This is a genomic window from Pseudomonas marginalis (assembly GCF_001645105.1).
In the GTDB taxonomy this organism is placed as follows: domain Bacteria; phylum Pseudomonadota; class Gammaproteobacteria; order Pseudomonadales; family Pseudomonadaceae; genus Aquipseudomonas; species Aquipseudomonas petroselini.
Genome location: NZ_LKEG01000051.1, coordinates 1 through 25,878, shown reverse-complemented (window position 1 = coordinate 25,878; position 25,878 = coordinate 1). Strand labels below are relative to the sequence as shown.

The 25,878-nt window shown below is 62.4% G+C and carries 26 protein-coding genes and 1 pseudogene; 12 read left to right on the top strand and 15 right to left on the bottom strand.

Annotated features, from left to right (window positions below):
* Positions 1–64: 64 nt before the first annotated feature.
* Positions 65–277, top strand: a complete 213-nt coding sequence (locus tag AO064_RS21910; RefSeq protein ID WP_064054644.1) for a hypothetical protein — start codon at positions 65–67, stop codon at positions 275–277.
* A gap of 11 nt (positions 278–288) precedes the next feature.
* Positions 289–423, top strand: coding sequence for a hypothetical protein (locus tag AO064_RS31530; protein WP_255610698.1), 135 nt, complete (start codon positions 289–291; stop codon positions 421–423).
* On the opposite strand, the gene AO064_RS21905 is transcribed toward AO064_RS31530, so the two are convergent.
* From AO064_RS21905 to AO064_RS21855, 11 genes are all read right to left on the bottom strand, one after another.
* On the bottom strand, positions 414–1,766 hold the full coding sequence (locus AO064_RS21905) for a cation:proton antiporter (protein ID WP_064054643.1): 1,353 nt from the start codon (positions 1,764–1,766) through the stop codon (positions 414–416). The two genes, AO064_RS31530 and AO064_RS21905, sit on opposite strands and share 10 nt — an antisense overlap.
* A gap of 85 nt (positions 1,767–1,851) precedes the next feature.
* Positions 1,852–3,081 carry an EAL domain-containing response regulator gene (locus tag AO064_RS21900; protein WP_064054642.1) on the bottom strand — a complete coding sequence of 410 codons (1,230 nt, stop codon included), beginning with the start codon at positions 3,079–3,081 and terminating at the stop codon, positions 1,852–1,854.
* 9 nt (positions 3,082–3,090) lie between these two features.
* Positions 3,091–3,474 (bottom strand): response regulator, encoded by a 384-nt coding sequence (locus tag AO064_RS21895; protein ID WP_012724304.1) that lies wholly within the window; start codon positions 3,472–3,474, stop codon positions 3,091–3,093.
* Entirely contained in the window at positions 3,459–4,808 is a 1,350-nt protein-coding gene (locus AO064_RS21890) for a sensor histidine kinase (protein ID WP_064054641.1), read from the bottom strand. The genes AO064_RS21895 and AO064_RS21890 overlap by 16 nt, the downstream gene beginning before the upstream one ends.
* Positions 4,809–5,190: 382 nt before the next feature.
* Positions 5,191–6,558 carry a sensor histidine kinase gene (locus tag AO064_RS21885; RefSeq protein ID WP_064054640.1) on the bottom strand — a complete coding sequence of 456 codons (1,368 nt, stop codon included), beginning with the start codon at positions 6,556–6,558 and terminating at the stop codon, positions 5,191–5,193.
* Complete coding sequence (locus tag AO064_RS21880) at positions 6,555–7,217, bottom strand: response regulator (protein ID WP_064054639.1); 663 nt, start codon at positions 7,215–7,217, stop codon at positions 6,555–6,557. The genes AO064_RS21885 and AO064_RS21880 overlap by 4 nt, the downstream gene beginning before the upstream one ends.
* A 12-nt stretch (positions 7,218–7,229) precedes the next feature.
* A complete protein-coding gene (locus tag AO064_RS21875) occupies positions 7,230–7,874 on the bottom strand; it encodes a tetratricopeptide repeat protein (RefSeq protein WP_064054638.1) in 645 nt (214 codons plus the stop codon).
* A complete protein-coding gene (locus AO064_RS21870; RefSeq protein ID WP_064054637.1) occupies positions 7,871–8,680 on the bottom strand; it encodes an SDR family oxidoreductase in 810 nt (269 codons plus the stop codon). Before AO064_RS21870 ends, AO064_RS21875 begins: the two co-directional genes overlap by 4 nt.
* Positions 8,667–9,341, bottom strand: a complete 675-nt coding sequence (locus tag AO064_RS21865; protein WP_064054636.1) for an iron-containing redox enzyme family protein — start codon at positions 9,339–9,341, stop codon at positions 8,667–8,669. The genes AO064_RS21870 and AO064_RS21865 overlap by 14 nt, the downstream gene beginning before the upstream one ends.
* Entirely contained in the window at positions 9,338–10,816 is a 1,479-nt protein-coding gene (locus tag AO064_RS21860) for an AMP-binding protein (RefSeq protein ID WP_064054635.1), read from the bottom strand. The genes AO064_RS21865 and AO064_RS21860 overlap by 4 nt, the downstream gene beginning before the upstream one ends.
* A complete protein-coding gene (locus AO064_RS21855; RefSeq protein WP_064054634.1) occupies positions 10,806–11,483 on the bottom strand; it encodes a thermostable hemolysin in 678 nt (225 codons plus the stop codon). Before AO064_RS21855 ends, AO064_RS21860 begins: the two co-directional genes overlap by 11 nt.
* Before the next feature lie 191 nt (positions 11,484–11,674).
* On the opposite strand from AO064_RS21855, the gene AO064_RS21850 reads away from it, so the two are divergent.
* The 6 genes from AO064_RS21850 (at position 11,675) to xylB (ending at position 18,338) form a co-directional block, all read left to right on the top strand.
* Positions 11,675–12,217, top strand: a complete 543-nt coding sequence (locus AO064_RS21850) for a cytochrome b (RefSeq protein WP_064054633.1) — start codon at positions 11,675–11,677, stop codon at positions 12,215–12,217.
* Between the two features lie 164 nt (positions 12,218–12,381).
* Positions 12,382–13,911: a sugar ABC transporter ATP-binding protein gene (locus AO064_RS21845; RefSeq protein ID WP_064054632.1), complete on the top strand. Its 1,530-nt coding sequence runs from the start codon at positions 12,382–12,384 to the stop codon at positions 13,909–13,911.
* Positions 13,904–14,881, top strand: a complete 978-nt coding sequence (locus AO064_RS21840; RefSeq protein ID WP_012724293.1) for an ABC transporter permease subunit — start codon at positions 13,904–13,906, stop codon at positions 14,879–14,881. Before AO064_RS21845 ends, AO064_RS21840 begins: the two co-directional genes overlap by 8 nt.
* Before the next feature lie 34 nt (positions 14,882–14,915).
* Positions 14,916–15,848, top strand: coding sequence for an ABC transporter substrate-binding protein (locus tag AO064_RS21835; RefSeq protein ID WP_064054631.1), 933 nt, complete (start codon positions 14,916–14,918; stop codon positions 15,846–15,848).
* A 21-nt stretch (positions 15,849–15,869) separates the two neighbouring features.
* On the top strand, positions 15,870–16,862 hold the full coding sequence (locus tag AO064_RS21830; RefSeq protein WP_064054630.1) for a LacI family DNA-binding transcriptional regulator: 993 nt from the start codon (positions 15,870–15,872) through the stop codon (positions 16,860–16,862).
* A gap of 15 nt (positions 16,863–16,877) precedes the next feature.
* Positions 16,878–18,338 carry a xylulokinase gene (xylB, locus tag AO064_RS21825; protein WP_064054629.1) on the top strand — a complete coding sequence of 487 codons (1,461 nt, stop codon included), beginning with the start codon at positions 16,878–16,880 and terminating at the stop codon, positions 18,336–18,338.
* 8 nt (positions 18,339–18,346) lie between these two features.
* Here the strand turns inward: xylB and AO064_RS21820 are convergent, their stop codons facing one another.
* Positions 18,347–18,787 carry an Lrp/AsnC family transcriptional regulator gene (locus tag AO064_RS21820; protein ID WP_064054628.1) on the bottom strand — a complete coding sequence of 147 codons (441 nt, stop codon included), beginning with the start codon at positions 18,785–18,787 and terminating at the stop codon, positions 18,347–18,349.
* 109 nt (positions 18,788–18,896) lie between these two features.
* Between AO064_RS21820 and AO064_RS21815 the strand changes: the two genes are divergently transcribed.
* On the top strand, positions 18,897–19,799 hold the full coding sequence (locus AO064_RS21815) for a DMT family transporter (RefSeq protein WP_064054627.1): 903 nt from the start codon (positions 18,897–18,899) through the stop codon (positions 19,797–19,799).
* On the opposite strand, the gene AO064_RS21810 is transcribed toward AO064_RS21815, so the two are convergent.
* From AO064_RS21810 to fabF, 3 genes are all read right to left on the bottom strand, one after another.
* The gene (locus AO064_RS21810; RefSeq protein WP_046036327.1) at positions 19,777–21,756 is read right to left on the bottom strand and encodes a peptidase U32 family protein; all 1,980 of its coding nucleotides are present in this window, start codon (positions 21,754–21,756) and stop codon (positions 19,777–19,779) included. The two genes, AO064_RS21815 and AO064_RS21810, sit on opposite strands and share 23 nt — an antisense overlap.
* A 105-nt stretch (positions 21,757–21,861) precedes the next feature.
* Positions 21,862–22,242, bottom strand: coding sequence for a RidA family protein (locus tag AO064_RS21805; RefSeq protein ID WP_012724285.1), 381 nt, complete (start codon positions 22,240–22,242; stop codon positions 21,862–21,864).
* A gap of 64 nt (positions 22,243–22,306) precedes the next feature.
* Positions 22,307–23,575 (bottom strand): beta-ketoacyl-ACP synthase II, encoded by a 1,269-nt coding sequence (gene fabF, locus AO064_RS21800; RefSeq protein WP_064054626.1) that lies wholly within the window; start codon positions 23,573–23,575, stop codon positions 22,307–22,309.
* A 107-nt stretch (positions 23,576–23,682) separates the two neighbouring features.
* Between fabF and AO064_RS21795 the strand changes: the two genes are divergently transcribed.
* The 3 genes and pseudogenes from AO064_RS21795 (at position 23,683) to AO064_RS31905 (ending at position 25,650) form a co-directional block, all read left to right on the top strand.
* The gene (locus AO064_RS21795; protein WP_064054625.1) at positions 23,683–24,171 is read left to right on the top strand and encodes a winged helix-turn-helix transcriptional regulator; all 489 of its coding nucleotides are present in this window, start codon (positions 23,683–23,685) and stop codon (positions 24,169–24,171) included.
* Positions 24,172–24,294: 123 nt separating this feature from the next.
* Positions 24,295–25,062 (top strand): annotated as a pseudogene (locus AO064_RS31910) (PAS domain-containing protein); the annotation flags it as partial.
* Between the two features lie 3 nt (positions 25,063–25,065).
* Positions 25,066–25,650: a methyl-accepting chemotaxis protein gene (locus AO064_RS31905; protein ID WP_224265899.1), complete on the top strand. Its 585-nt coding sequence runs from the start codon at positions 25,066–25,068 to the stop codon at positions 25,648–25,650.
* Positions 25,651–25,878: the final 228 nt, after the last annotated feature.

The following is a 25,878-nucleotide window of genomic DNA, read 5'->3' as shown; positions in this document are numbered from 1 at the left end:
GGTCGGCGCAGCGCCTTACCTTCAGGCCCTGCTGATTTCCCTCCGGCCTACCAAGAGGTGACCCATGAGCACGAATAAAGACCCCCAAACCGATAACCGTAACGACCCGGCCATCGACGGCGGCGAACCGGCGCCGGGGACCGCTGCCGACGCGCCCAAGGACCCGGTTCCGGCCAAAGACCCCAAAGCCAAGGAAAACGACTACAGTCCAGACTTCAAGCCCGAGCGCGAGCCCAAGCCTGAAACCGATGCTGATATCGACACCCAAGGCGGTTAGAGGAGACGGTCATGTCAAAAGAACTCGACGAAGAACTCAACGATCCGGGCAATGAAGACCCGGGTTCGTTGATGGACGATGCAGAAGTGCCGCTCAACGATCTGGATGAAGCGGCAGATGTGGGCAATAGCGAGGATCAAGACTGAGCTTTCACCTGGGCACGTCGTTCATACCACGCCAGCATCGGCTGGGTACTCAGGCCATGAACGACGATGCTCAAGGCGATGACGGACAGGGTCAGGTTCACGGCCACCGCGCTGCTGGTGCCGATCAACCCATGATTGAGCGCGTAGAACAGGTAGTAAATGCTGCCGATCCCACGAATCCCGAACCAGCCCATCAGGCCGCGCTGCCTGAGGTCGACTAGACGCCCCCAGGGCATCGCCAGCACGCCTATCGGGCGAATCACACAGAATAACAACGCCGCCACCGGCAACGCGCGCCAATCCCAATGGCTCACCAGCACGATCCCCAACACCGTCACAAGGAACACCTCCATCGAACGCTCCACCAGGCTGCCGAATGAAAGCATGTCGCCCATCATCACGCCGGCGGCGATCTGGGTATCTTTCAATTCGCTGACGTCGCCCTGCAGCGCGTGCTCGGGCTCGACTTCCAGGTGACCCACCACCGGCAGCGCAAGGTGCTCCGAGGGTGTCTGCGAACTGCCGGTAGAGCGAAATTCCGCCTGGCGCAGACCAAGCCCTGCCGCGAACACCGACAGGAAGCCATAACCGCCCACCGCTTCGGCCACTACGTAGGCCAGCGCGATCAAGGCGAGCGTCAGGTAGTCATTGGGCGAGAGCGTGCTGTCACTGTGGGTGATGCGCAACCACAGCGTCACCCGGCCAATGCCGCGGCCCATCCAATAGCCGATCAACAACCCGACCGGTACCGCCCAAACCAGGTTCTTCAGCACCCAACCGCCCAGCCAGTCACCGTCAAACCCGCCGTGCTGCATGAACAGCAGGGCGAAGATCACAAACGGGAAGGCGGTGCCGTCGTTCAAGCCTGCTTCACCGGACAGCCCGTAGCGCAGCGCGTCATAATCCTGGGCGTTATTGACCTGCACCAGTCCCGCCAGCACCGGATCGGTCGGTGCCAGGATCGCCCCCACCAGCAGCGACACGCCCCACGACATTGCAAACAGGTAGTGCAGCGCCAGGCAGAGGCCGAGGATGGTCAGCAGCATCACCGGCCCGGCCATGCCAAATGCGATGCGCCAGAGCCGGTGTTTGAGCGGCAGACGCAGCTTTAAACCGCTGACGAATAGTGAAAACAGCACCGCGACTTCGGTCAGGTGCTCCATCCAGCGCGCGGAATGCTTGATATCCAGGTGCAACAGGTCGACGCCCAGCGGGCCGATCCCTACGCCCAAGAGCAGGCACACCGCCGAAGTCGTGACCGGCATCCAGCGCAGGTAAGAGGAGGTGAGGGCAAGCGTGAGCAATACGGCGCCCAGTACGGCCATCCATAGAATAAAAGTCATCGGACATCTACCGGGCCGTGGTCTGTCCGGGTTTGAGACTAAGCGTCGCGTACAGGTTCAATGTGATTGCGCACACGCCGAGATTTCACAGACCCTCTACGCGTTCCAGCAACAGGCGCTCCAAGGTTTCCACCGGCAACGGCCGGCTGAACAGATACCCCTGGATCTGATCGCAGCCGGCCTCTTTCAAAAACGCCAACTGCGCCTGGGTTTCCACGCCTTCGGCCACCACCCGCAGGTTGAGACTGTGGGCCAGTTCAATGATGGTGCGGGTGATCGCCGCATCCTGCGGGTTGCTGGTGACTTCGCGGATAAACGCGATGTCGATCTTCAGCGTGTCGATGGGAAACCGCCGCAGGTACGCCAGGCTCGAGTAGCCGGTGCCGAAGTCGTCGATGGAGATTTTCACGCCCATGGTGTGCAAGCGTTGCAGGCTGGCGATGGTGTGCTGGGTGTTTTCCATCAACGACCCTTCCGTCAGTTCGACTTCCAGCCAGTGCGGCTCGACCTGGTGTTGCTTGAGCAGGCGCGCGATATCGGCAATCAGGTCGCCTTCGATCAATTGATGACCGGAAACGTTGACCGACACCTCCACCGGGCCAATCGGCCCTTGTTGCCACTCGGCGATCTGTCGGCACACCTGTTCGATCACCCAGCGCCCCACGGGCACGATCAATCCCAGGCTTTCCAGGATGGGCACGAACACGGCCGGCGACACGGCGCCATAGTCCGGCCGTTCCCAGCGCAGCAACGCCTCGAGGGCGCACAGGCGGCCGCTGGCGACCTCGACCTTGGGCTGGTAATGCAGGGTGAATTCATCGTGTTCGACGGCCTGGCGCAAGGCACTTTCCAAGTCCTGCCGGGCCAGGTCATGCACGTTCATGCCGGTAGGGCGTTGCGCCAGCTCGCGCGAATGGCTCACCCAGTCGCCGCGCGTCTTGAGCCGCAACAGGTTACGTACCCGCAACCAGAGTTCGACACGCTCCACGGGCTTGGTGATGAATTCCTCGGCGCCGGCCTCCAGTCCGTTGACCCGGGCACTCGGTTCGCTGAGGGCCGACAACATGATGATCGGAATGCCTGCCGTGGTTTCATCACCTTTCAACTGGCTGGCGACTTCGTAGCCGTCCATGCCTGGCATCATGATGTCCAGCAGGATCAGGTCCGGTGGCTGTTGCGCCACCAATTGCAGGGCTTCTTCTCCGCTGCCCGCCGTGAGGGTCTGGTAGCCCTCGTGTTGCAGCAAGGTTTCCAGGAGCTTGCGAACCTGAGGTTCATCATCAACGATCAACAGCGTCGCGGGTTGGCTGGCCATGGAGAGGACTCATATGAGGGGTTTTGTGTGCTGTTGCAGCAAGGTGTCGATCACCTGGTACAGCTCTTTGTAACGCAGCGGCTTGATGATGTAGGCGTCACAACCGGCCAGCCGGGTTTTTTCACGGTCTTCTTTCATCGCCATGGCCGTCAGGGCGATCACCGGGATGTGTGCGGTAAGCGGGTCACGCTTGAGCAGCGCGGTGGCGGCCAGGCCGTCCATGCCCGGCAACTGGATGTCCATCAGGATCAGCGCCGGTTGCTGTTCGCGGGCCAGGGTCAGGCCGGTTTCGGCATCGGGCGCCCACAGCACGGTGTGACCTGCATTCACGAGCAATAAGCGCGCCAGGCGCATATTGGCCTCATTGTCTTCAACGATCAGGATATTGGCCATGCAGCCTCCGCAGCGCGGTGCAGCGGCAGCCAGGCCACAAAGCGTGCGCCACAGCCTGCGCGGCTGGCCACGGCGACGCTGCCGCCATGCAGGTCCGTCAATTGCTTGACCATCGCCAGCCCCAGGCCGGTGCCTTCGAATTTGCGCGCCAGGCTACTGTCGATCTGGCTGAATGCCTTGAACAACTTGCCCATGTCGTCCTCGGCAATCCCGATGCCTGTGTCGCTGACGCTCAACTCGAGGAACTGTTGGTGGGGGCTATCGGGCAAGGCAAAGTTGTACACCGGCCATTCGCCTGGAATCTGCCCGACTTGCTCGCGGGGCACCTGGCGCACCGTCAGGGTCACTGAGCTGCCGTGCTCGCTGAACTTTACGGCGTTGGCCAGCAGGTTGTAGACGATCTGTTTGGTCTTGCGCAGGTCCAGCGCCAGGCAGCCGAGGTCTTCGGGGCTTTCGAGTTTCAACTGGATGCGTTGCAGCGCGGCTTTTTCCCGCACGATCAACAGGCTGTTGGCCAATAACCCCGCCAGCTCCACGGCTTCCAGCTCCAGTTCCATCATCCCGGCCTCGACCTTGGACAGGTCGAGGATGTCATTGATCAGCGACAGCAGGTGCTGGCCGCTGGTGAAAATGTCGCCGATGTATTCGCGTTGGGTGTCGCTCATTTCGCCGACCAGGCCATCCTTGAGCGCTTCGGAAAAGCCGATCACCGCATTCAACGGCGTGCGCAGTTCATGGGACATGGTGGCGAGGAACTCGGACTTCATATGGCTGGCATGTTCCAGCTCCAGGTTCTTCTCTTCCAGCGCCCGTTCGAAGCCTTTGCGCTCGGCTTCTTCCTGCTTGCGCGCGGTGTTGTCGGTGCCGATCAAGAGGTAGCCGATGATGGTGTCGTAGCGGTTGCGCAGGGCGGTCACCGAGACCATGGCCGACAGGCGACTGCCGTCCTTGCGGATATAGGTCAGCTCATAGATGTCTTCGATGCCACGCGAGGCCTTGAACACCAGCGCTTCGAAACCCGGCGTGATCGGTGTGTCCAGCTCAAGGCTGAGGGCGGCGGCGCGGGTGATCAGTTCGACGGGGTCGGAGATGTCGGCAGGGGTGATGCGGTTGACCACATCGGCGGCGGCATAGCCGAGCATGCGTTCGGCGCCGACGTTGAAGATCTGGATGACGCCTTTCTCGTCGGTGGCGATGCTGGAAAAGTACGCGCTGTTGAAGATCGCGTCCTGCAGGGCGCCGGTCTTGAGCAGGGTTTTCTGCCGTTTGAACTCGACGATTTTTTCGGCCCGCGATTGGGGTTCGGGCGAGGTGCCAAGAGCTGGTTTGTCCACTGCGTTGTTGTCCGTGCAGATAAGGCCCGGACGCGTCGTTGACACGGCCGCAGAGCATACTCACAGAAAATCGCAGCAACGCGATGAGGAGGAGATGAGGTCCTTGGACGATAGCAGATACCGCACCCCGCGCGGTACGAATACACTCAAACGGATGTATGCTGACAACGGGGTCGGGGCGCCCGTTCAGTGCTGTTCATCACGTCACGCTACTGGCGACCTGGGTACTCTTACCCAAATAAATGGCGCTATGGAACCCTGAGGCACGGTTCAGCTCGCGGAGCGGGGCATTGGCTGTCGCGTCGACGGCATGCATTCGTTTGAATGCATTGGCGCGCGCTGTCGTCCTCAAGTGACACATCAACGTGCCCCCCACAGTCGGTCATGACTGCGGGATTTCCAGCGTTGCTCTCAGCCCTCCGGCCGCCAGGTTTTCCAGGCGCACCTGGCCGCCGAGGCGCTGGGCAATGGTGTGTACGATGGTCAGGCCCAGGCCGGCGCCTTCGGCGTTGCCCCGGCTGTAAAACAGCTCGAAGAGGCGGTCACGCTCACTTTCTTCAATGCCGGGCCCTTGGTCATCCACGGTCAGCACGAAACGCTGGGGGACCTGGCACAACCTCACCGTAATGACCCCGTGTTCAGGAGAGAAATTCGCGGCATTGGTCACCAGGTTGGTCAGGGCGATGTTGATTACGCCGGCATCGGTCGTCACGCGGTACGGCGCATCGTCCACGTCGAACACCAGCTCAAGGCCTTTGCTCAGCAGCCAGGGTGTCAGCTGGATCAGCGTTTCACGCACTGTCGTTGCCAGGTCGATGGTTTGTACGGATGGCTGTGTGGCGCTGGGTTCAAGGCGCGCCATGGTCAGCAATTGGTTGACCAGGCGGGTGGTGCGGTCGACGCCGGTGATCAGAAAAGCCAGGGACTCGCGGCGTTCGGTGTCTGTGCCGGCTTCCAGCAGGTTTTGCGCGTGCACCCGCAATACCGCCAGGGGCGTACGCATTTCGTGGGCGGCGTCGGCGATAAAGCGGCGTTCACGGCCGAGCATCTCTTGGATCTGCGCCAGCATGCGGTTCAATGCCGCCTGCATGGGCTCCAGCTCCGTGGGCAAGGGGGTCAGTTGCATCGGTTCCAGTGAGCCAGAGTGCCGCGCACGCAACGTGGCAGCCATATCGGCCAGCGGCTTGAGCCCCCAACCAATGGCCAGCCAGACCATCGCGGCCAGGATCAGGCTACCCAACACATTGGGCCACAGGGTATGCCGCACGATGCGTTGCACCAGGTCGGACCGTACATCGTCGCGTTCGCCCACCCAGATGCGCAGGCCATTGTCCTTGTCCTTGAGCACGAAGCCGCGCCATTGCCGACCATTGAGGTCGTTGATGTTGCTGTACCCCGGCTGTGCGGGGGGCTTCGAGAAGGAAGGGGCACTGGCGGTAAACACCAGCAGCTCGTCCTGCGGGTTCCACACCTGAAAGGCGATTTTACTTTCATAAGGGTGCCCATCCACCTTGGGCATGGCTTCGCCCAAGGCTTTATTGAAGGCGCGATACAGGTCTGCCTGGTCTTTGCTGGCCAGCGGCATGCTCATGACGCCTTGGAGCAGCCGCGCGTTTTGCGCCAGTTGTGCGTCGTAGACTTCGGCGATTTCGTGATTGCTGTCATGCAGGTTCAGCACGCTGATCACCAGCAGCCCGGTGAGCAGCAGGCCAATAATAAGGGTCAGGGTTCGTCGCCGAATCGAAGTCATCGGCGCTCCTCGACCAGATAGCCCACACCTCGGACGGTGCGAATCAGTTCGCTGGAGAACTTCTTACGCAGGTGATGGATGTGCACCTCCAGGGTGTTGCTTTCGGCTTCTTCGTTCCAGCCGTAGAGCAATTGCATCAACTGGTCACGGGTCATGACGCGGCCGGGCGGCGATAGCAGTTCGTGCAGCAGCTGATATTCCTTGGGGGTGAGAAGCACGGGGACACCGTGATAACTGACCTGCTGCGTGCTCGGGTCCAGGCAGATACCCGCGTGCTCGATTACCACCCGGGCACGCCCGGCACTGCGGCGCAACAAGGCGCGCAGACGCGCCTTGAGTTCAGCCAGGTCGAACGGTTTGACCAGGTAGTCATCGGCGCCGGCATCGAGCCCGGCGATGCGGTCTTCGGTGGCGTCGCGCGCCGTGAGGATCAGCACCGGCACGGTTGCGCCACTGTCGCGCAGGCGACGCAGCACTTCCAGTCCGTCCATGCGTGGCAGGCCAAGGTCAAGCACCACGGCGTCAAAAGTTTCGCTGAGCAGGGCATGCAAGGCACTGCTGCCGTCTTGCAGCCAGTCGACGGTATACCCCTCACGCGCCAGTGCCTGGTGAATGCCTCCCCCCAATGCGTCGTCATCCTCGATCAGTAATAGGCGCACGCGGACTCCTGGTTAGTTGAGTTTTTTATGGATGTCGGCCAGCAGGCTTTCGATCTCTTTGCGCCGCCCGGCATCGGCGGTTTCCCGACCGGGTCGTGGCGCGGCCAGCAGGGCTTTTTGCAAAGCCTCACGCGCTTCGTCATAACGTTTTTGCCGGTACAGGTGGTCTCCCCAAAAGTACAGACTATCAATGCCCGCCGGGTTGAGTTGCAAGGCCTGTTTCAGTAACTGTTGCGCCTTGTCCGCATCGCCGAAGCCGATCGGCCAGCCGGGTACGCGGTCGTACAACGCCGCCAGGCTGGTGTAGGCCGAGCCTTGCAGTGCCTTCGGATCCAGGGCGAGGGCTGTTTCCAGATCAACCTTGGCCCGCTTGACCTTGCTCAACGCACCGAGCCCGCCTTGGGCACCGGCCCAACTGCTGGTGACAATCCCCGACCAGATCCACGCCTCGGCGGTCTGCGGGCGGGCCTGGGTGAAAGCCGTCGTCTGGGCGGCCAGTTGTTCGAACGCTTGGGTACGTTGTTCCTCCGGCAGGTTGTATTGGATCTGTGCCCAGCGTGCCTGGATATCGTTCAGGCGCTGCTGGTCGGCGGTGTCCAGCGCCCAGGTGAAGGGGCTCAAGGCACAGAGCAGCAGCGCGGTAAGCAGTCGTTTCATGGTTTCAGGTCCTTTTTCACGGGTTTATCGATCAAGCGACGTACCAGCGGCAGCTGTTTACGCAACCCTCGGTCGACCAGGTTCGGCCACAGGCTGTTGAGACGCACAAAGAAGCGCTCCGGCCAGCCCAGGTACAGGTCGCGGCGTTCGTTGGCAATCGCCTGGATGACCGCGTGCGCCACCGTGTTCGGGTCGTCGACATTGGCCTTGAGCGCATCGTTCAAGGCCTGCGCCGCCGGGCTGTTCATCGGGGTCCGGGTCGCACGTGGCGCCACGTACAGCACGCCGACACGGGTGTCGGCCAGTTCCCGGCGCAAGGCTTCGGAAAACCCGCGCAAGGCGAACTTGGTGGCGCAGTAGGTGGCGTAGCCGGGGTAACCGATGGAGCCATAGGTTGAGCCGACATTCACGACCATGGCGCTCGGCGCTTGCTTGAGCAGCGGCAGCAGCAGCTTGGTCAGGCAGATGGGCGCGGTAATGTTGAGTGCCAGCATGCCGTTGATGTCGTTGTCGTCCAGCTGTTCCAGCATGGCAAAGTGGTTGATACCGGCGGCGTTGATCAGCAGGTTCACCCCCCCGATGGCTTCGGCGGCGGCCAGCACCTTACGGCGGTCAGCGAGGAAGGTCAGGTCGGCACCGACCCAGCACAGCTGCTGGGGGTAGCGCTCAAGCAAGCCCTCCAGCGGTACCCGATGACGGGCCACGGCCAGCACCCGCGCGCCGCTGGCGCACAGGGCGGTGGCAATTGCCAGGCCGATGCCACCGCTGGCGCCGGTCAACACCACGCGCGCATCAGACAGGCGCATCGGAAGCCTCCCCGAGGCGCGGCAGGCTACGGAACATGTCGGTGTAGAGGGCGTATACCACCTTGGATGCGCGGATCACCGCGGCCTGGTCGTCGGGGTCTTCCAGGCTGTTCATCAAGCGTCGGTAGGTTTCCATGTGGCCGATGTCCAGGGCCCCGTGGGAGCTCAAGTAACTGAACGCCGTGTCAGGCAGATGCAAACGCTCACGGATACTGCCGGCCGCATGGGTGGCCAGGGCGATGCTGGTGCCTTCCAGCACATTGACCATGCCGAACAGGCCGACCGGGTTGTCACGGGCGATCAGGTCATAGAGGTAACTGACCATCAGCTCGATGGGCAAGCCAGGGCGCCCGTCACGCACGGCGTCCTGGTCACCGCCACAGGCGGCGATGTCATTGAGCACCCATTGTTCATGGCCATATTCATCCTCGATGTACTCACAGACGGCCTTGCGCAACCACTCCAGGCGCGACGGCAGGCGCGCACCGCAGGCCATCATCAACGGCACGGTATGCCGGACGTGGTAGTAAGCCTGGGTCAGGAACGCGCGATAGCTTTCCAGGCTGACCTTGCCCTCCAGGGCCTCCCGAATAATCGGCAAATTGAACAGTGCCTGGCGTTCCTGTTGGGTGGCTTCTTGAAGCGTGTCGAAAAAATTCACGATGAGGTCTCCTCGTTGAGTCGCGGGGCAAGTTGGGCTTGATACCGGGCGACAATAGCGTCGCGCCGTGGTCGACCATTGGCGGTGAGCAGGCCATTGGTTGCGGTAAAGGGTTCTGCCAGGCGGGTCCAGCGATGTACCTGGGCGTAGTCGGGCAGGCCGACGTTGGCCTGCGCCACGGCGGCGGCCAGTTGGCTGTCGCTGCAGTCGGCGCGATGAGGCCAGAGCAAGGCGTGGTTCTCCGGCAGCGCTTCGCCATAGACGAACGCCTGGGCGATGACGCCGTCCTGGGTCAACTCGGCCTCGACCCAATCGGGGTTGACGTTGCGTCCGTAGCTGGTGACGAATTGATGCTTCTTGCGGCCCTTGAGGTAAAGAAACCCGTCCGCGTCAAAGTCACCGAGATCGCCGGTGGGCCACCATTGTTCGGGCTGACCGGGCTGGCCCAGGTAGCCGAGCAGTGTCGAACCCTTGATCAGCACCTCATCGTCTTCGGCCAAGCGGATTTCAACATGGGGCAACGGCCGCCCGACACTGCCTGGACGCTGCGCCCCGGGGGCGTTCAGGCATACCACAGAGGCACATTCCGAGAGCCCGTAACCTTCGTAGACCGGCATGCCCAGCCGGTGTGCGCGTTGCAGCAAGGCCTTGGACACACGGGCACCGCCGACGGCGGCAAATCGCAGGCCCTGGGGGCTGAATGCCCTTTGCTCGGCGGCGATCACCAGCATCAACAGCAATTGCGGAACCAGGATCAGGCTGTGGGGCTGGCGCGTCGCCAGGCACCCGAGCAACTGTGCGGCGTCCACCGCGCTGGCGCCCTGGATGCCCAGGCTCTTCTGGCTGGGCACACTCAGCGTGGCGCCGGCATATAGCGCCGCGTAGCAGCCGAGGTTTTCCAGCAAAATCGCAATGGGCAACAGCGCCAGGTGATGGCGCGGATCGGTGATGTGGCTCGCCTGATGCAACTCGCGGGCGACCCGAAGCAGGCTGTCGGCGCTCAGGCAGACCCCCTTGGGCGTTCCGGTGGTGCCGGACGTGAAGGTCACCTTGGCGGTGCCCGAAGGCATGGAAGGTCGGCCTTCAAAGGCGCGGCACCAGAAGTCGCCGGATTGACGGTAACCGCCGGCCAGCAATTCTGCCTCCAGGTAAGGCTCGGCGATCACCCGTTCGGCGTGACTCTGTTCAAGGCAGTGGATGCGCTGGGCTGGACTGAAGAACGGCGGGAGAGTCAGGCAAGTCAACCCTTCGAACAACACCGCCAGGTCCCACAGCATCGCGTCCACGCCGTTGTCCAGGGCCAGGGCCACGACCTTGACGCCCTCATCGCGCAGGCGCTCCTGTCGATACGCCACTTCGGCGAACAATGAGGTGTAGTCCATTTTCATTGCGTCACCCCACAGGGCGATGGCGCCATCGTTGCGTTCGGCATGGCCGCGCAGTACGGCGTGGAAGCGACAGGTTTCAGGCGACATGGCTGGTGTCCTCGATCGTGGTAGGCAACCCCAGGCGCGCGAACAGGCCCATGTTGCGCAAATGGACGAATCCGGCGCGGATATTGCCGACATGCACCCAAGGTTGGCTTTCGTAGTAACTGCCCCAGTGGTGGCGGTCATCGCCCAGGCGCTGCGGGTCGGCCGCGCAGAGGGTGACGGGCTTTAAGCCGAGGCGGTGGAAGCTGTTGACCAGGCCGATATTGCCGGTGAACGCCACCCACTCCAGGCCCCCCATGGCGAGCAGCCAGGTAATGGCGATGATGCTCAGGCGCGCACTGCCGGTATCGCTGGCCGCGAGGTTGCCGACTTCGGCAATGGCGCTGCGCTCTACCGGGTGTTCGGCGGCGGCGCTGATCAGCGGCTCGACCGCATGGTCCAGATAACGCTCCAGGAACAACGGCTCTGCGCTCGCCAGGCGTACGCCGGCGACGGCGCACAGGTCACCGTTGGCCTGGCTGACGCCGAATAGCTGCGGCATGAAATGGCGGATATCGGCCCCGTGGGCGATGCGAAAACGCTGTTGGATAAACGCTTCGAAGTCAGGGCGCTGAGGGTCTTGGGGCAGGGCGCGAGCCAGGCGCAACGGTGTGCTGTCGGCCTGACCAAACAGCAGCGGTAATGGCGTGTTCCAATCGATATCGGGCATTGGCGTTACGCCTCCCCAGTGAAGTTGGGAGGAGTATCAAAGGCATTTCTTAACGAAGTCTGAAGGTGGCGAAAATGTGGCGAAAATGACCGTTCTATCGATCTTCAGATTGCCTTAAGACTTGTAGGGCAGGGTGGCGCCGACTCTTCCCGGCCACGTAAGGCCGCCCTCCTGCACAAGGTGTGTTTCCCATGAGCTACCCCCTGATCACGCAACGCTACGCAAGGCTATCGATGACCCTGCACTGGTTGATGCTGGCGCTGTTCGTCGGCGTCTATGGCTGCATTGAAATCAAAGGCCTGCTGCCTCGCGGCCATGCGCTCAAGGGCGTGTTCCTGGGCGGCCACGCACTGTTCGGCATCGGGATTTTCCTGCTGGTCTGGCTGCGCCTATGGGCGCGCCTGGCGCCGCGGCCACCGATTGTGCCGCGCCCACCTGCCTGGCAGACGGGCGTATCGCACTTGATGCACATGGCGTTGTACGGCCTGATGATCGTTACGCCGCTACTGGCCTGGTTGATGCTCAACGCCGCCGGCAAACCGCTGCCTTATCTGGAGTTTCCGTTGCCCTCGCTGGTGGCGCCTGACCCGGATCTGGCCAAGCAGTTCAAACACTGGCATGAGTGGCTGGGCAGTACCGGTTACTGGTTGATCGGCCTGCACGCGGCAGCGGGGCTGTTCCACCATTATTGGGTACGGGACAACACCTTGCTGCGCATGTTGCCAAAACGTTAGAAATGCCGAAATAGCCAAAAAAGCGCTTGATGAAACGATTCATCTTGCGACAAACGGCGCAAGCAAGCGCTTGCGTAAGCAAATGTATCTGATTAGAGTCGGTGGCAATCGGCTCTGATCCAAGGAGCGCGAATACAAAAATAATAAAATCCAGGAGCTCATAGATGAGCCTTGAACCCTTGCTTGAGATGCAGGGCATCAGCAAAACCTTCAACGGTTTGCGCGTGCTCAAGAATGTCGGCCTGAAGGTCTACCCCGGCGAAATCCACGCCTTGATGGGGGAGAACGGCGCCGGCAAGTCCACCCTGATGAAAATCCTCTCCGGTGCCTACCAAGCCGACCCTGGCGGTGAAATCCGCATTGGCGGTCAAGCCATTCCCACCTTCGACCCTGCCACCGCCAAAGCCCTCGGCATCGCCGTGATCTACCAGGAACTGAGCCTGTGCCCCAACCTGAGCGTGGCCGAGAACATCTACCTGGGCCGCGAACTCCGGCGCGGTTGGACCATCGACCGCAAGGGCATGGAGGCCGGTTGCATCGAAGTGCTGCAACGCCTGGGCGCGGAGTTCACCCCGGCAACGCGGGTCAGCAGCCTGTCGATCGCCGAACGCCAACTGGTGGAAATCGCCCGCGCCTTGCACGCCCACGCCAAGATCCTGGTCATGGACGAACCCACCACGCCGTTGTCTTCCCGTGAGACCGACCGCCTGTTCGCGCTGATCAAACAGCTGCGCAGCCAGGGGTTGGCGATCATCTATATCAGCCACCGCATGGCCGAGATCTATGAGTTGTCGGACCGTGTGTCGGTGCTGCGCGACGGCCAATACATCGGCGAACTGACCCGCGAGGCGCTGTCGGCCGAAGTGCTGGTGAAAATGATGGTGGGTCGTGACCTGTCCGGCTTCTACAAGAAGGAACACGCGGCGTACAACCCCGGCAACGTGGTGATGCGTGTGCGCGACATGGCCGACGGTAAGCGTGTGCGCAACTGCAGTTTCGACCTGCATGCCGGGGAAGTGCTGGGCATTGCCGGCCTGGTCGGGGCAGGGCGCACCGAGCTGGCGCGCCTGATCTTCGCCGCCGACCCGCGCACCTCCGGCACGCTGGAAGTGGTCGGCAAGACCGTCACGCAACTGCGCACCCCGGCGGATGCCATTCGCGCAGGCGTCGTTTACCTCACCGAAGACCGCAAGGCCCAGGGCCTGTTCCTGGACATGAGCGTGGCCGACAACATCAACGTCTGCGCCTGCGTGCCGGATGCCCATGCCGGCGTACTGGATCGCGGGCATGCCGCGCAGCGCGCCACGGACGCGATCAAGTCTCTGTCGATCCGCGTGGCGTCGGGCAAGGTCAATGTCGGCGCCTTGTCCGGCGGCAATCAACAGAAGGTGCTGCTGGCGCGACTGCTGGAGGTCAAGCCGCATGTGCTGATCCTCGACGAGCCCACGCGCGGCGTGGACATCGGCTCCAAGTCCGAAATCTACCGCATCATCAATCAACTGGCCCAGGCCGGCGTTGGCATCGTGGTGATCTCCAGCGAACTGCCGGAAATCATCGGCACCTGCGACCGCGTGCTGATCATGCGCGAAGGCCAGTTGGTGGCTGAAGTCGGCGGCGCGTCAGGCCAGGTTATTTCCCAGGAACGTATTATTGACCTCGCCACCGGTGGCGATCAGGTGGTAGCCAATGGCTGAATTGAATGTTGCAACAATCGGTAAGGCTGAGCGCGCACGCGAACTGATGCGCACGGTGGGCATGTTGCCGGTGCTGATCCTGTTGCTGGTGGGCTTTGCCTTGGCCAGTGAGAACTTCCTGACGGTGCAGAACCTGTCGATCATTACCCAGCAAGCCTCGGTGAACGTGGTGCTGGCGGCGGGCATGACCTTTGTGATCCTCACGGCGGGGATCGATCTGTCGGTGGGCGCGATCCTGGCGGCGTCGGCTGTGGTGGCGTTGCAAGCGTCAATGTCGCCGCAGTTCGGCATGTTCGGGATCGCCGCCGGTATCGGCTTCGGGCTGCTACTCGGGTTGGTCAACGGCGGGTTGATCGCCTTCATGCGCCTGCCGCCGTTTATCGTCACCCTCGGTGCGTTGACCGCCATGCGCGGCCTGGCTCGCCTGCTGGCGGACGACAAGACCGTCTTCAACCCGGACCTGCCGTTTGCCTTTATCGGCAATGATTCGATCCTCGGTGTGCCCTGGCTGGTGGTGATCGCCGTGGCGGTGGTGGCGCTGTCGTGGTTCATCCTGCGCCGCACGGTGATGGGCGTGCAGATTTATTCGGTGGGCGGTAACCCCGAAGCGGCGCGGTTGTCGGGGATCAAGGTGTGGAAGGTGCTGCTGTTTGTCTACGCCATGTCCGGCGCGTTGGCCGGGCTGGGCGCGGTGATGAGCGCGTCGCGCCTGTTCGCCGCCAACGGCCTGCAACTGGGGCAATCCTATGAGCTGGATGCGATCGCCGCGGTGATCCTCGGCGGCACCAGCTTTACCGGCGGCGTCGGCACCATCGGCGGCACGCTGATCGGTGCCCTGATTATCGCGGTACTCACCAACGGTTTGGTGCTGCTGGGCGTCTCGGACATCTGGCAGTACATCATCAAGGGCATCGTGATCATTGGCGCCGTGGCGCTGGATCGTTATCGCCAGTCCGGTGCGCGGACCTGATTTCACTCATACAACAATCACAAGAGAGACCCGCATGAACCTTAAACGCATGTTTCCCGTCATTGCCTTGGCTGCCCTGATGTCCCACGTCGTCGAGGCCCGAGAGTTGAAAGCGCTCGGCATCAGCATGGGCTCACTGGGCAACCCGTATTTCGTGACCCTGGCCGACGGCGCGACCGCCAAGGCCAAAGAGTTGAACCCCAACGTCAAGGTCACCTCGGTGTCCGCCGACTATGACCTGAGCAAACAGTTTTCGCAGATCGATAACTTCATCTCCTCCAAGGTCGACCTGATCCTGATCAACGCCGTCGACCCGTCCGCCATGGCCTCGGCGATCAAGAAAGCCCGCGACGCAGGCATCGTCGTGGTCGCCGTGGACGTGGACGCCAAGGGCGTGAACGCCACCGTGCAGACCGACAACGTCGAAGCCGGCAAGCTGGCCTGCCAGTACCTGGTGGACAAGCTGGCCGGCAAGGGCAATGTGATTATCCAGAACGGCCCGCAAGTCACCGCCGTGACTGACCGGGTCAAAGGCTGCAAGTCCGCACTGGCGGCCGCGCCGGAGATCAAAGTGCTGTCCGATGACCAGGACGGCAAGGGTTCCCGCGAAGGCGGGCTGAACGTGATGCAGGGTTATCTCACGCGCTTCCCGAAAATCGACGGACTGTTCGCGATCAACGACCCGCAAGCCATCGGCAGCGACCTGGCGGCCAAGCAGCTCAAGCGCAGCGGCATCATCATCACCTCGGTGGACGGTGCGCCGGATATCGAGAACGCGCTGAAGACCGACACGCAGATCCAGGCATCGGCCAGCCAGGACCCCTGGGCCATGGCGCAAACGGCAGTGAACGTGGGCAATGACATTCTCAACGACAAAGCCCCTGCCGAAGCGATTACCCTGCTCACGCCAAAACTGATTACCCGCGACAACGTCGCTACCTACAGTGGTTGGTCGAGCAAACATTGATCCAGTGAGAGGAACTGCACTGTGGTGACCATGGATGACGTGGCAAGCCGGGCAGGGGTGTCGACGTCGACCGTGTCACACGTGTTGAACGGCACCCGCAAAGTCAGCCCGGCCACGGTGCAGGCGGTGCAGCACGCGATCCAGGCGTTGGGGTACATCCCCAACACCCTGGCGCGCTCGCTGGCCCGCTCCAGTACCAACACCATCGGCGTGGCGATTTCTGCGCTGTCCAACCATTACTTCAGCGAAACCGTGCACGCGATTGAAACCGAGTGCGCCAAGCACGGCTTCATGATGCTGTTTGTCGACACCCACGACGACCCGGAGCAGGAATTGCGGGTGGTCACGGCGCTGCATCATCGACGGGTCGACGGGATTGTGCTGGCGCCGTCAAACGGCTCCAAGGCCCTGGCGTACCTGCGAGCCAACGAGATTCCCGCGGTGCTGGTGGACCGCATGATGAGCGAGCACTTCGACCAGGTCGGGGTGGAGAATGCCCAGCCGACCCAGGCCCTGGTTGAGCACCTGATTGCCCATGGTCACCGTCGGATCGGCTTTATCGCCGGGCGCGAGGGGTTCAGCACCACCGACGAGCGCGTTGCCGGGTATCGGGCTGCGCTGCAGGCGGCAGGGCTGGCGTTTGATCCGCAACTGCTGGTCAACGGTGGCTCCAATACTGAGCCCGCCCGCCAAGCCACGGTGCAACTGCTCGGCTTGGCCGCGCCGCCCACGGCGATCATGGCCGGTAACAACCTGATGACGCTCGGCGCCATGCAGGCCCTGCGTGACGCGCAGATCGACGTGCCGTCACAGATGGCCCTGGTGGGTTTTGATGATTTCGACTGGGCGGATTTTTTCGTGCCGCGCCTGACCTTGATCGCTCAGCCGGTCCAGGCACTCGGCGCCCAGGCGGTAAACCTGCTGTTGCAACGCATGGCGTGTCCCACCGCACCGCCCCACAGCGTGCGCCTGGCGCCGACCTTGCAATGGCGTAATTCATGTGGCTGCGATTGATTGGAAGACCTGCATATGAGCCGTCCTGTTTCCCTCGGCATTGACCTCGGCACCTCGGAACTCAAGGCCATCCTGATGGACCTCGACGGGCAGGTGCTGGCCCACGCCGGCGTGCGCCTGAGTGTGTCGCGGCGCCACAGCGGCTGGTCCGAGCAGGCGCCGGAAGACTGGTGGCAGGCGTGTTTACAGGCGCTGACCGAGTTGCGCGGGCATGCGGCGTTCGCCCACGTGGCCTGTATCGGCCTCTCCGGGCAGATGCACGGCGCGGTATTGCTGGGAGCTGACAACCGCGTGTTGTACCCGGCGATCCTGTGGGATGACTCCCGCGCCATCGCCGAGGCCGAGCAGCTGGGCGCGGCGTTCGCGGACGTGACCGGCAGCTTGCCGATGGCCGGGCTGACCGCGCCGAAACTGCTGTGGCTGCAACAGCATGAGCCAGCGGTGTTCAAGGCCATCGACTGCGTGCTGTCACCCAAGGATTACCTGCGTTTGCGCTTGAGTGGCGAGCGTATCAGCGAAATGTCCGACGCTGCGGGTACGTTGTGGCTGGATGTGGCACGGCGTGAGTGGTTCGTCCCGATGCTGCGGGCAACAGGCCTCACGCTTGAGCAGATGCCCAGGTTGGTGGAAGGCGGTGCCGCCAGCGCTGGGTTAACAGTGGACGGACTGGGCTTGCCTGCTTCGGTCGTTATCGCCGGCGGCGGTGGCGATAACCCGGTGGCGGCGGTGGGTATCGGTGCAATCAATGCAGGGGACGGGTTTATCACCCTGGGCACCAGCGCGGCCGTCGTCGCCATCACCGACCACGCCGCCGGCAACCCGGCCAGCGCGGTACACAGCTTCTGCCATGCACTGCCGGGCCGTTGGTACACCATGGGCGCGATGCTCGCCGGCGCCAGTTGCTTGCGCTGGGTGACGCGCCTGACGGGCATGCCGGATGAGCAAACACTGTTGGATCAGGTGCAGGCGCAATTGCCGATGGGGCAACCGGTGCCCCTGGACACGCCGTTGTTCCTGCCTTACCTCGCCGGTGAACGCACGCCGCACAACGATCCGTTATTGCGCGGTGGCTTTATGAGCCTTGGCCATGACTGCACGCCAGCCATGTTGGGTTATGCGGTGATGGAGGGGGTGGGGTTTGGTTTGCTGGATGCGTTGCACGCGGTGGAGTCCGCCGGGGCCAACCTCGGCGCCTGCGCCCTGGTCGGCGGCGGCGCGCGGAGTGAATATTGGGCGCAGTTGCTGGCCAATATCCTGCAGCGGGAGGTCTTCACCTTGCACGGAAGTGAGTTGAGTGCCTGCGTGGGCGCGGCGAAGCTGGGGTTTCTGGCGATCGGCCAAGGGGCGGCCTTGCTTCAGGCAGGGATGGCGGTGAAAGCGCGGTACTTCCCCGATGCCACGCAGCGAGCAGTATTGGAGGCGCGTTATCACAAGTTCCAGGGGTTGCTGGCGGCGGCTAAGACGCTGCACGAATAGTGGAGACGCTAATCCGCCAAAGGCGGCAAGCGCCGTTTCACCGGGGTTTTCTTGACGATTGCCGTGTTGGTTTCGGCATACGCGTTGATCCGGTCGAGCAAACTGTCGAGATGGTCCATGGTGCGTACGTGCAACCGCGCGATGAAGCAGTCTTCGCCCGTGACCTTGTCGCACTCGGTGAATTCGGGGATGGCCTGGATCTGACGCTCCACCTCCTGCAATTTGCCTGGCAACGGGCGGATGCGCACGATGGCTTGCAGCAGGTAGCCAAAGTGCTTGGCGTCGATGTCGACGGTGTAGTGGGTGAGCACGCCGCGCTCTTCCAGGCGGCGCAGGCGTTCGCCAACGCTGGGTGACGACAGCCCGGTGATGCCCGCCAGGGCCTTGAGGGACAGGCGCGAGTCGTCCATCAAGGCGGCGATCAGTTGCTGGTCGATGGTGTCGATCATGGTATTTGCCTAATAAGAAAAGGTGATCTGGCAGTTTTGCCTTTTTTAGTCGCTGGAGCCACTGACCCGCAGATTGCCATACTTGAGCCTCACTTGAGGAGCCTCAATCATGGATACATCCATCCGTCGCGGGTCGTGGGAAATGGTCGCCGCCATGCTGATCTCGGGCACCATTGGCTGGTTTGTCTTGGTCTCCGGCGTGTCGGTGATCGAGGTGGTGTTCTGGCGCTGTGTCATCGGCGGCCTGACACTGTTGCTGGTGTGCGCACTGCTGGGCTACTTGCGCCTGGACCTGCTGAGTTGGGCCACGTTGGGCCTGGCGATGCTCAGCGGCGTGGCGATTGTCGGCAACTGGCTGCTGTTGTTCGAATCCTATTCCCGCGCGTCGATTGCCATCAGCACGGCGGTGTACAACGTGCAGCCGTTCTTGTTGGTGATGCTGGCAGCGCTGTTCCTGGGTGAAAAGATCACCGTGCAGAAATTGGCGTGGCTGAGCGTGGCGTTCCTGGGGATGCTGGCGATTGTCACCGCGCATGGCGATCAACAGACCGGCGACGATTACCTGGCAGGCATCGCATTGGCGCTGGGCGCGGCCTTCCTGTACGCGATAGCGGCGCTGATCATCAAACGTCTAAAAGAAGTGCCGCCGCATTTGATGGCGTTGATCCAGGTGACCACCGGCGCGTTGTTACTCGCGCCGAGGGTGCCCTGGCATAGCCTGCCGGACTCGACCAACGCCTGGACGGCAGTGGTGACGCTCGGCGTGGTGCACACCGGTTTGATGTATGTATTGCTGTACGGGGCGATCCAGAAGCTGCCCACGGCCATTACCGGCGCACTGTCGTTTATCTACCCGATTGCGGCGATCTTCGTTGATTGGATCGCCTTCGGGCATCGCCTGGGCTGGCTGCAATGGCTGGGGGTGGCGGCCATTCTATTGGCGGCTGCAGGGTTGCAGCGGGGCTGGTGGTGGCCCCGCTCCCGCAGGGTTAGTGCGTGCCCTGAAAGATGATATTTTCCGGATTGAAATGCTCCACCACGCTGCCCGGCTGCGGTAGCCCGAGGATGTGCCCCTTGATCTTGCCTACCACGTGCATCTCGCAGGGTTTGCAGTCGAACTTCAGGGTCAGCACTTCGTCGCCGTGGATCAACTGCATCGGCGCGACCTTGGTCTTCACGCCCGTCACACCCTTAGCTTGTTTAGGGCACAGGTTGAACGAGAAGCGCAGGCAGTGCTTGGTGATCATCACCGGGACTTCGCCGGTTTCTTCGTGAGCCTCGAAGGCGGCGTCGATCAGCTTCACACCGTGCCGGTGGTAGAAATCACGGGCTTTCTGGTTGTAGACGTTGGCCAGGAACGACAGGTGCGCATCCGGGTAGACCGGCGGCGGCGAGGTTTCGGCCTTGCGGCCACCGCGTGGGTGAGCGGCAATGCGAGCGGTGGTCAGCGCCTCGATCACTTCACGGCGCAGGGCCTTGAGCTGCGAATTGGGGATGAAGAACGCTTGCGGCGCATCCAGCTGAATGTTCGTCGCGTGGTACTCGGTAGTGCCCAGTTGGCCGAGCAGGTCACGCAGGGTGTCCAGCGCCTGTTCCGGCTTGTTGGCCACACCAAACGGGCCGGGCAGGGTGACGCTGGCGCTGATGCCTTCTTCACTGGTGGCGATGACTTCAAGCTGCTCTTCACGCAAACGAGCAACCCAAGACAGGCCGATACGGCGCTCGGACGAGGTCTTCAACAGCGCCTGTTGCCAGTTGTGATCGAGGTTGCGGTTCAGCGGGTGGTTCGGACGCAGTTGATGCAGGCCGGCCGGCATTTCATTCGGCTCGACGCGGTAGCGGTAGCGCTTCTCGCCGTCTTCCTCGAACTCACCTTTAGGCTCGGCGATGTTGGCGCGGAAACCCACCACTTCGCGCTTGACCAGCACATTCAGGCCGTCACCATTGGACAGCGGCTCATGGGTGACCACTTGCAGGTCGCGCTTGCCGGCTTTTTCCACCACGCCCACCGGCAGGCCGGTGAAGGTCGGGGTGTCGAAGGCGCCGATGTCGATCTTGCGGTCACTGACGAAATAGTCGGTGCTGCCACGGTGGAAGGTTTTTTCCGGGTCGGGCAAGAAGAAGTGCGCGGTGCGGCCGCTGGAAGCACGGGCCAGGTCCGGGCGGTCTTCGAGAATCTCGTCGAGGCGCTGACGGTAATAGGCGGTGATGTTCTTCACATAGCCCATGTCCTTGTAGCGGCCTTCGATCTTGAATGAACGCACGCCGGCTTCGACCAGGGCGCGCAGGTTGGCGCTCTGGTTGTTGTCTTTCATCGACAGCAGGTGCTTTTCAAAGGCCACGACGCGGCCCTGGTCATCTTTCAAGGTGTACGGCAGGCGGCAGGCCTGGGAGCAATCGCCACGGTTGGCGCTGCGGCCGTTCTGCGCGTGCGAGATGTTGCACTGGCCGGAGAATGCCACGCACAGCGCGCCGTGGATGAAGAACTCAACGGCGGCCTCGGTTTCGTCGGCAATGGCGCGGATCTCTTGCAGGTTCAGCTCACGGGCCAATACCAACTGCGAGAAACCGGCCTGGTCGAGAAACTTGGCGCGGGCCAGGGTGCGAATGTCGGTCTGGGTGCTGGCGTGCAGCTCGATGGGCGGAATATCCAGCTCCATCACGCCCAGGTCTTGCACGATCAACGCGTCGACACCGGCGTCGTAGAGCTGATGGATCAGCTTGCGCGCGGGTTCCAGTTCGTTGTCGTGCAGGATGGTGTTGATGGTGGTGAAGACGCGGGCGTGGTAACGGCGGGCGAATTCCACCAGGGAAGCGATGTCGCTCACGTCGTTACAGGCGTTATGGCGGGCGCCGAAGCTAGGCCCGCCAATGTAGATGGCGTCGGCGCCGTGCAAAATGGCCTCGCGTGCGATGGCGACATCGCGGGCAGGGCTGAGCAATTCCAGGTGGTGCTTGGGCAAGGACATAGTTTTTTTAGTCAGGCTTGTCACGGTCGAGGCGGGCATTGTAGCGATGAAAACCCCTACAAGCATCCGCGCATTGTCCGATTGTGAGCGCTGGTGGAGCCTGACTCAGGCTTTGGCAGCCATCGCGGTGACTTCCACGCGCATACCCTCTACCGCCAACGCGGCCACGCCAACTGCCGCACGCACCGGCCAGGGCTTGGCGAAGAAGCGTTTGTAGACCTCGTTGAAAGCGGCGCGGTCGGCCATGTCCGTCAGATAAATGGTCAGGTGCATCACCCGGTCCATGCCGCTGCCGGCCTTTTCCAGGGCAACTTTCAGGGCTTGAAGGGTGCATTCGCTCTGCTGGGTGATGTCGCCCAGTTCCAGGCTGCCGTCGGCGCGGGTCGGGATCTGGGTGGACACCAGGATGCCGTTGAAGCCGATCACATCGGAAGAAATCGAATCGGCATCTGGGTCCGGGGTGTAGTGCAGGTCGTGGTTGGCCATGGGCGCCTCTCGTTGGCTGGTTCAGAAAGGCGCCATGGTCCCCGAAAATGACGGAGGGGGCAAACTACGCCCAGCGGCGGAACAGTACGCTGGCATTCACGCCGCCAAAGCCGAAGCCATTGGACAGCGCGTACTCAATCGGCATTGGCCGGGCTTGACCACGCAGCAGGTCCAGACCGTCAGCAAGGGCGTCGGGGTTTTCCAGGTTGAGCGTTACCGGAGCCACCTGGTCGCGCAGGGCGAGTACGGTGAAGATGGCTTCGATCCCGCCCGCCGCCCCGAGCAGGTGGCCGGTGGCGGATTTGGTCGAACTGATCGCCAGGCTGCCGCCAGCACCGAAGACCGTTCTGATTGCGGCCAATTCACCTTTGTCACCCACCGGTGTCGAGGTGGCGTGGGCGTTCAAGTACTGCACCTGATCCGCATCGATACCGGCCTGACGCAAGGCCTGCAGCATCGCGCGTTGCGCACCGTCGCCGTCTTCCGGGCCCGCGGTCATGTGATAGGCATCGGCGCTGGTGCCGTATCCGACCAACTCTGCAATCGGTTGCGCGCCCCGCGCCAGGGCGTGCTCCAGCGCTTCGATGACGAGAATACCGGCGCCTTCACCCATGACGAAACCGTCGCGCGCCTGGTCGAAAGGGCGGGAGGCGCGTTCGGGCGTGTCATTGAAGTCGCTGGACAATGCCCGCGCCGCCGCAAAACCGGCGAGGCTGACCCGATGGATGGCCGCTTCGGCACCGCCACACACCGCCACATCGACTTCACCGGCGCGAATCATCCGCGCGGCGTCGCCGATGGCCTGTACACCGGCAGCACAGGCGGTGACCGGTGCACCCAACGGGCCTTTCAACCCGTAGTTGATCGACACATGCCCGGCGGCCATGTTGCTCAGGAAGGAGGGGATGGTGAACGGCGACAAACGCCGTGGGCCTTTGCTGTCGGTGGTACGCACCGCATCGGCGATCGCTGGGAAACCGCCCACGCCTGAGGCAATGATGGTGGCCGTGCGCGCCTGCTGTTCGGGCGTCTCGGGCGCCCAGCCTGCTTGCTTCAAGGCTTCATCCGCCGCCGCCAGGGCGAACAGGATAAAGCGGTCCATTTTGCGCTGTTCCTTGGCCGCCAGCAGCCGATCGGGGTCAAACCCGGCTTCGGGGTCTTGCAGCACGCTCTGGACCTGGCCACCGATGCTCACGGCCAGGTCTCCGATCAACGCCTGCGGCAAGCGTCGAATGCCCGACTGCCCGGCCAACAGGCGTCGCCAGGTTGTCTCCACGTCAGCGCCCAATGGCGTCAGCGCGCCCATGCCTGTCACAACGATGCGTTTACTCATGATCAATCGACTCCGGTTGCGTTGAGGGTACAGACTCTATGGACGTCACTATCATCATGAAAGTAACATGGCATCACACACCTTTGCACCGACCGATAGGAACTTCCATGCAACGCAAATCCCTGACTCGCGACGAATGCCCCATCGCCCGTAGCCTTGAGCGGGTAGGGGAGTGGTGGAGCATCTTGATCATGCGCGACGCGCTGCAGGGCTTACGCCGTTTCGATGAGTTCTCACGCAGCCTGGGCATCGCGCCCAATATGTTGACGCGCCGCCTTAATGCACTGGTGGAGGCCGGCATGCTGGAGCGTCGGCCTTACAGCGAGCGGCCGCCGCGCGACGAGTATGTGCCGACGGCCAAGGGTGAGGACTTCCGTATGGTGCTGATGTCGCTGGTGGCCTGGGGTAATCGGCACTACGCCGAGGAGGGCACCAGTGTCGAGTTGGTGGAGCGGGGCACCGGGCGTCCGCTGCAGCCGATATTGGCGAGCGAGCAGGGGCAGATCGTGTCGTTGGAGGACTGCGTTTTGCAGGCCGGCCCGGCCGCCAGCGACGGCATGCGCGAGCGTTTGGCGGCGCTCGCCGCAAAGTCTTAAGTACCGCGGCCTCCAGCAATAACTTGGCGCCAGAAAATAAACATTTTTGCCGCATAAAGTCGTGTATTTCTCAGCCGATAGCCAATTAAGAGACCCGTTTTTCCGCACGGCTGAGGGCACGTCATGTTCAACACAACACTCAAGACAGAACTGGCGGCCAGGACGGCCGAAGCCACTGAATACAAAGGACTGATAGCTGCACTGGAACGCTCCATGGCCGTGGTCGAATTCGACCTCAACGGCAAGGTGCTGCGGGCCAACGACAACTTCCTCAAGACCCTCGGTTATCGCGCCGATCAATTGGCCGGCAAGTCCCACCGTGACTTCTGCCTGCCAGAGCTGACCAGCAGCCCGGCCTACAGCCAGTTCTGGACTGACCTGAAGGCTGGCAGGTTTGTGTCAGGCACCTTCAAACGGGTGGACGCCAACGGCAAGACCGTCTGGCTGGAGGCCAGTTACAACCCGGTGCTGGATGAGCGTGGCCAGGTACTGAAAGTGGTCAAGTACGCCTTGGACGTCACCGCCAAAGTCGAGCAAGAGGCAGCGACCCGCAGCAAGCTGACCGCGCTGGACCGAGCAATGGCAGTGATCGAATTTGATTTGAGCGGCCAGGTGCTGGATGCCAATGCAAACTTCTTGAACGTCATGGGTTATGGGTTGGCAGAAATAAAAGGCAAGCACCATCGCCTGTTTTGCGAACCGGCGCTGATCAACAGCAGCGAATACACAGACTTCTGGCGCCGCTTGAACAACGGCGAGTTCTCCACCGGGCAATTCAAGCGCCTGGGCAAGCATGGCCGGGTGGTGTGGCTGGAGGCGAGCTATAACCCGGTCTACGACGGCGACGGCAAGCTGGTCAAGATCGTCAAGTTCGCCAGCGATATCACCGAACGCGTGGAAAAGTTCGAGGAAGACTCTCGTGGTGCTTCCCGGGCCTACCATATCTCGTCCGAGACCGAGCGGTTTGCCGAACATGGCACCCAGGTGATCCAAGAGACCGCCACTGAAATGCGCCGCATCGCCGACAACATCGGCGCGTCTGCACGGCTGGTGGGACAATTGGGCGACCGATCCGAGCAGATCACCGCCATCGTCAACACCATTCGCGGCATCGCCGACCAGACCAACCTGTTGGCACTCAACGCAGCCATCGAGGCCGCGCGGGCGGGTGACCAGGGGCGCGGCTTTGCGGTGGTGGCCGATGAAGTGCGGCAACTGGCCGGGCGGACCAGCCGCTCAACGGCGGAAATTGCCGAGATGATCGGGATGATTCTCTCGGAAACCCGCGATGCGGTGAGCAGCATGAGCTCGACCCAGGAAGGCGCACAACGTGGCGTCAACCTGGCCGACCAGGCGGGCTCGGTGATCCTGCAGATTCGCACCAGCACCCGTGATGCGGTGGAGGCGGTCAGCATGTTTGCATCGAAGTTGGACGAGTCAGACGTGATTCCCAAAACCGCAGTCGGCTGGGTGGGCTGATGTAGCGAGGAAGCTTGCTATAAGGGCCCAGCTGTGGAGAGGGGGCTTGCTATGAGGTGGCCTTCTGTGGCGAGGGAGCTTGCTCCCGTTGGACTGCGCAGCAGTCCCTTTAGAACGGGGCCGCTTCGCGCCCCAGCGGGAGCAAGCTTGAACTGGCCTAATGATTTTGGACACTTCAATCGGGCGCTATGATAGCGCTCAAATCTGAGGTGTTTGGATATGCGTAAA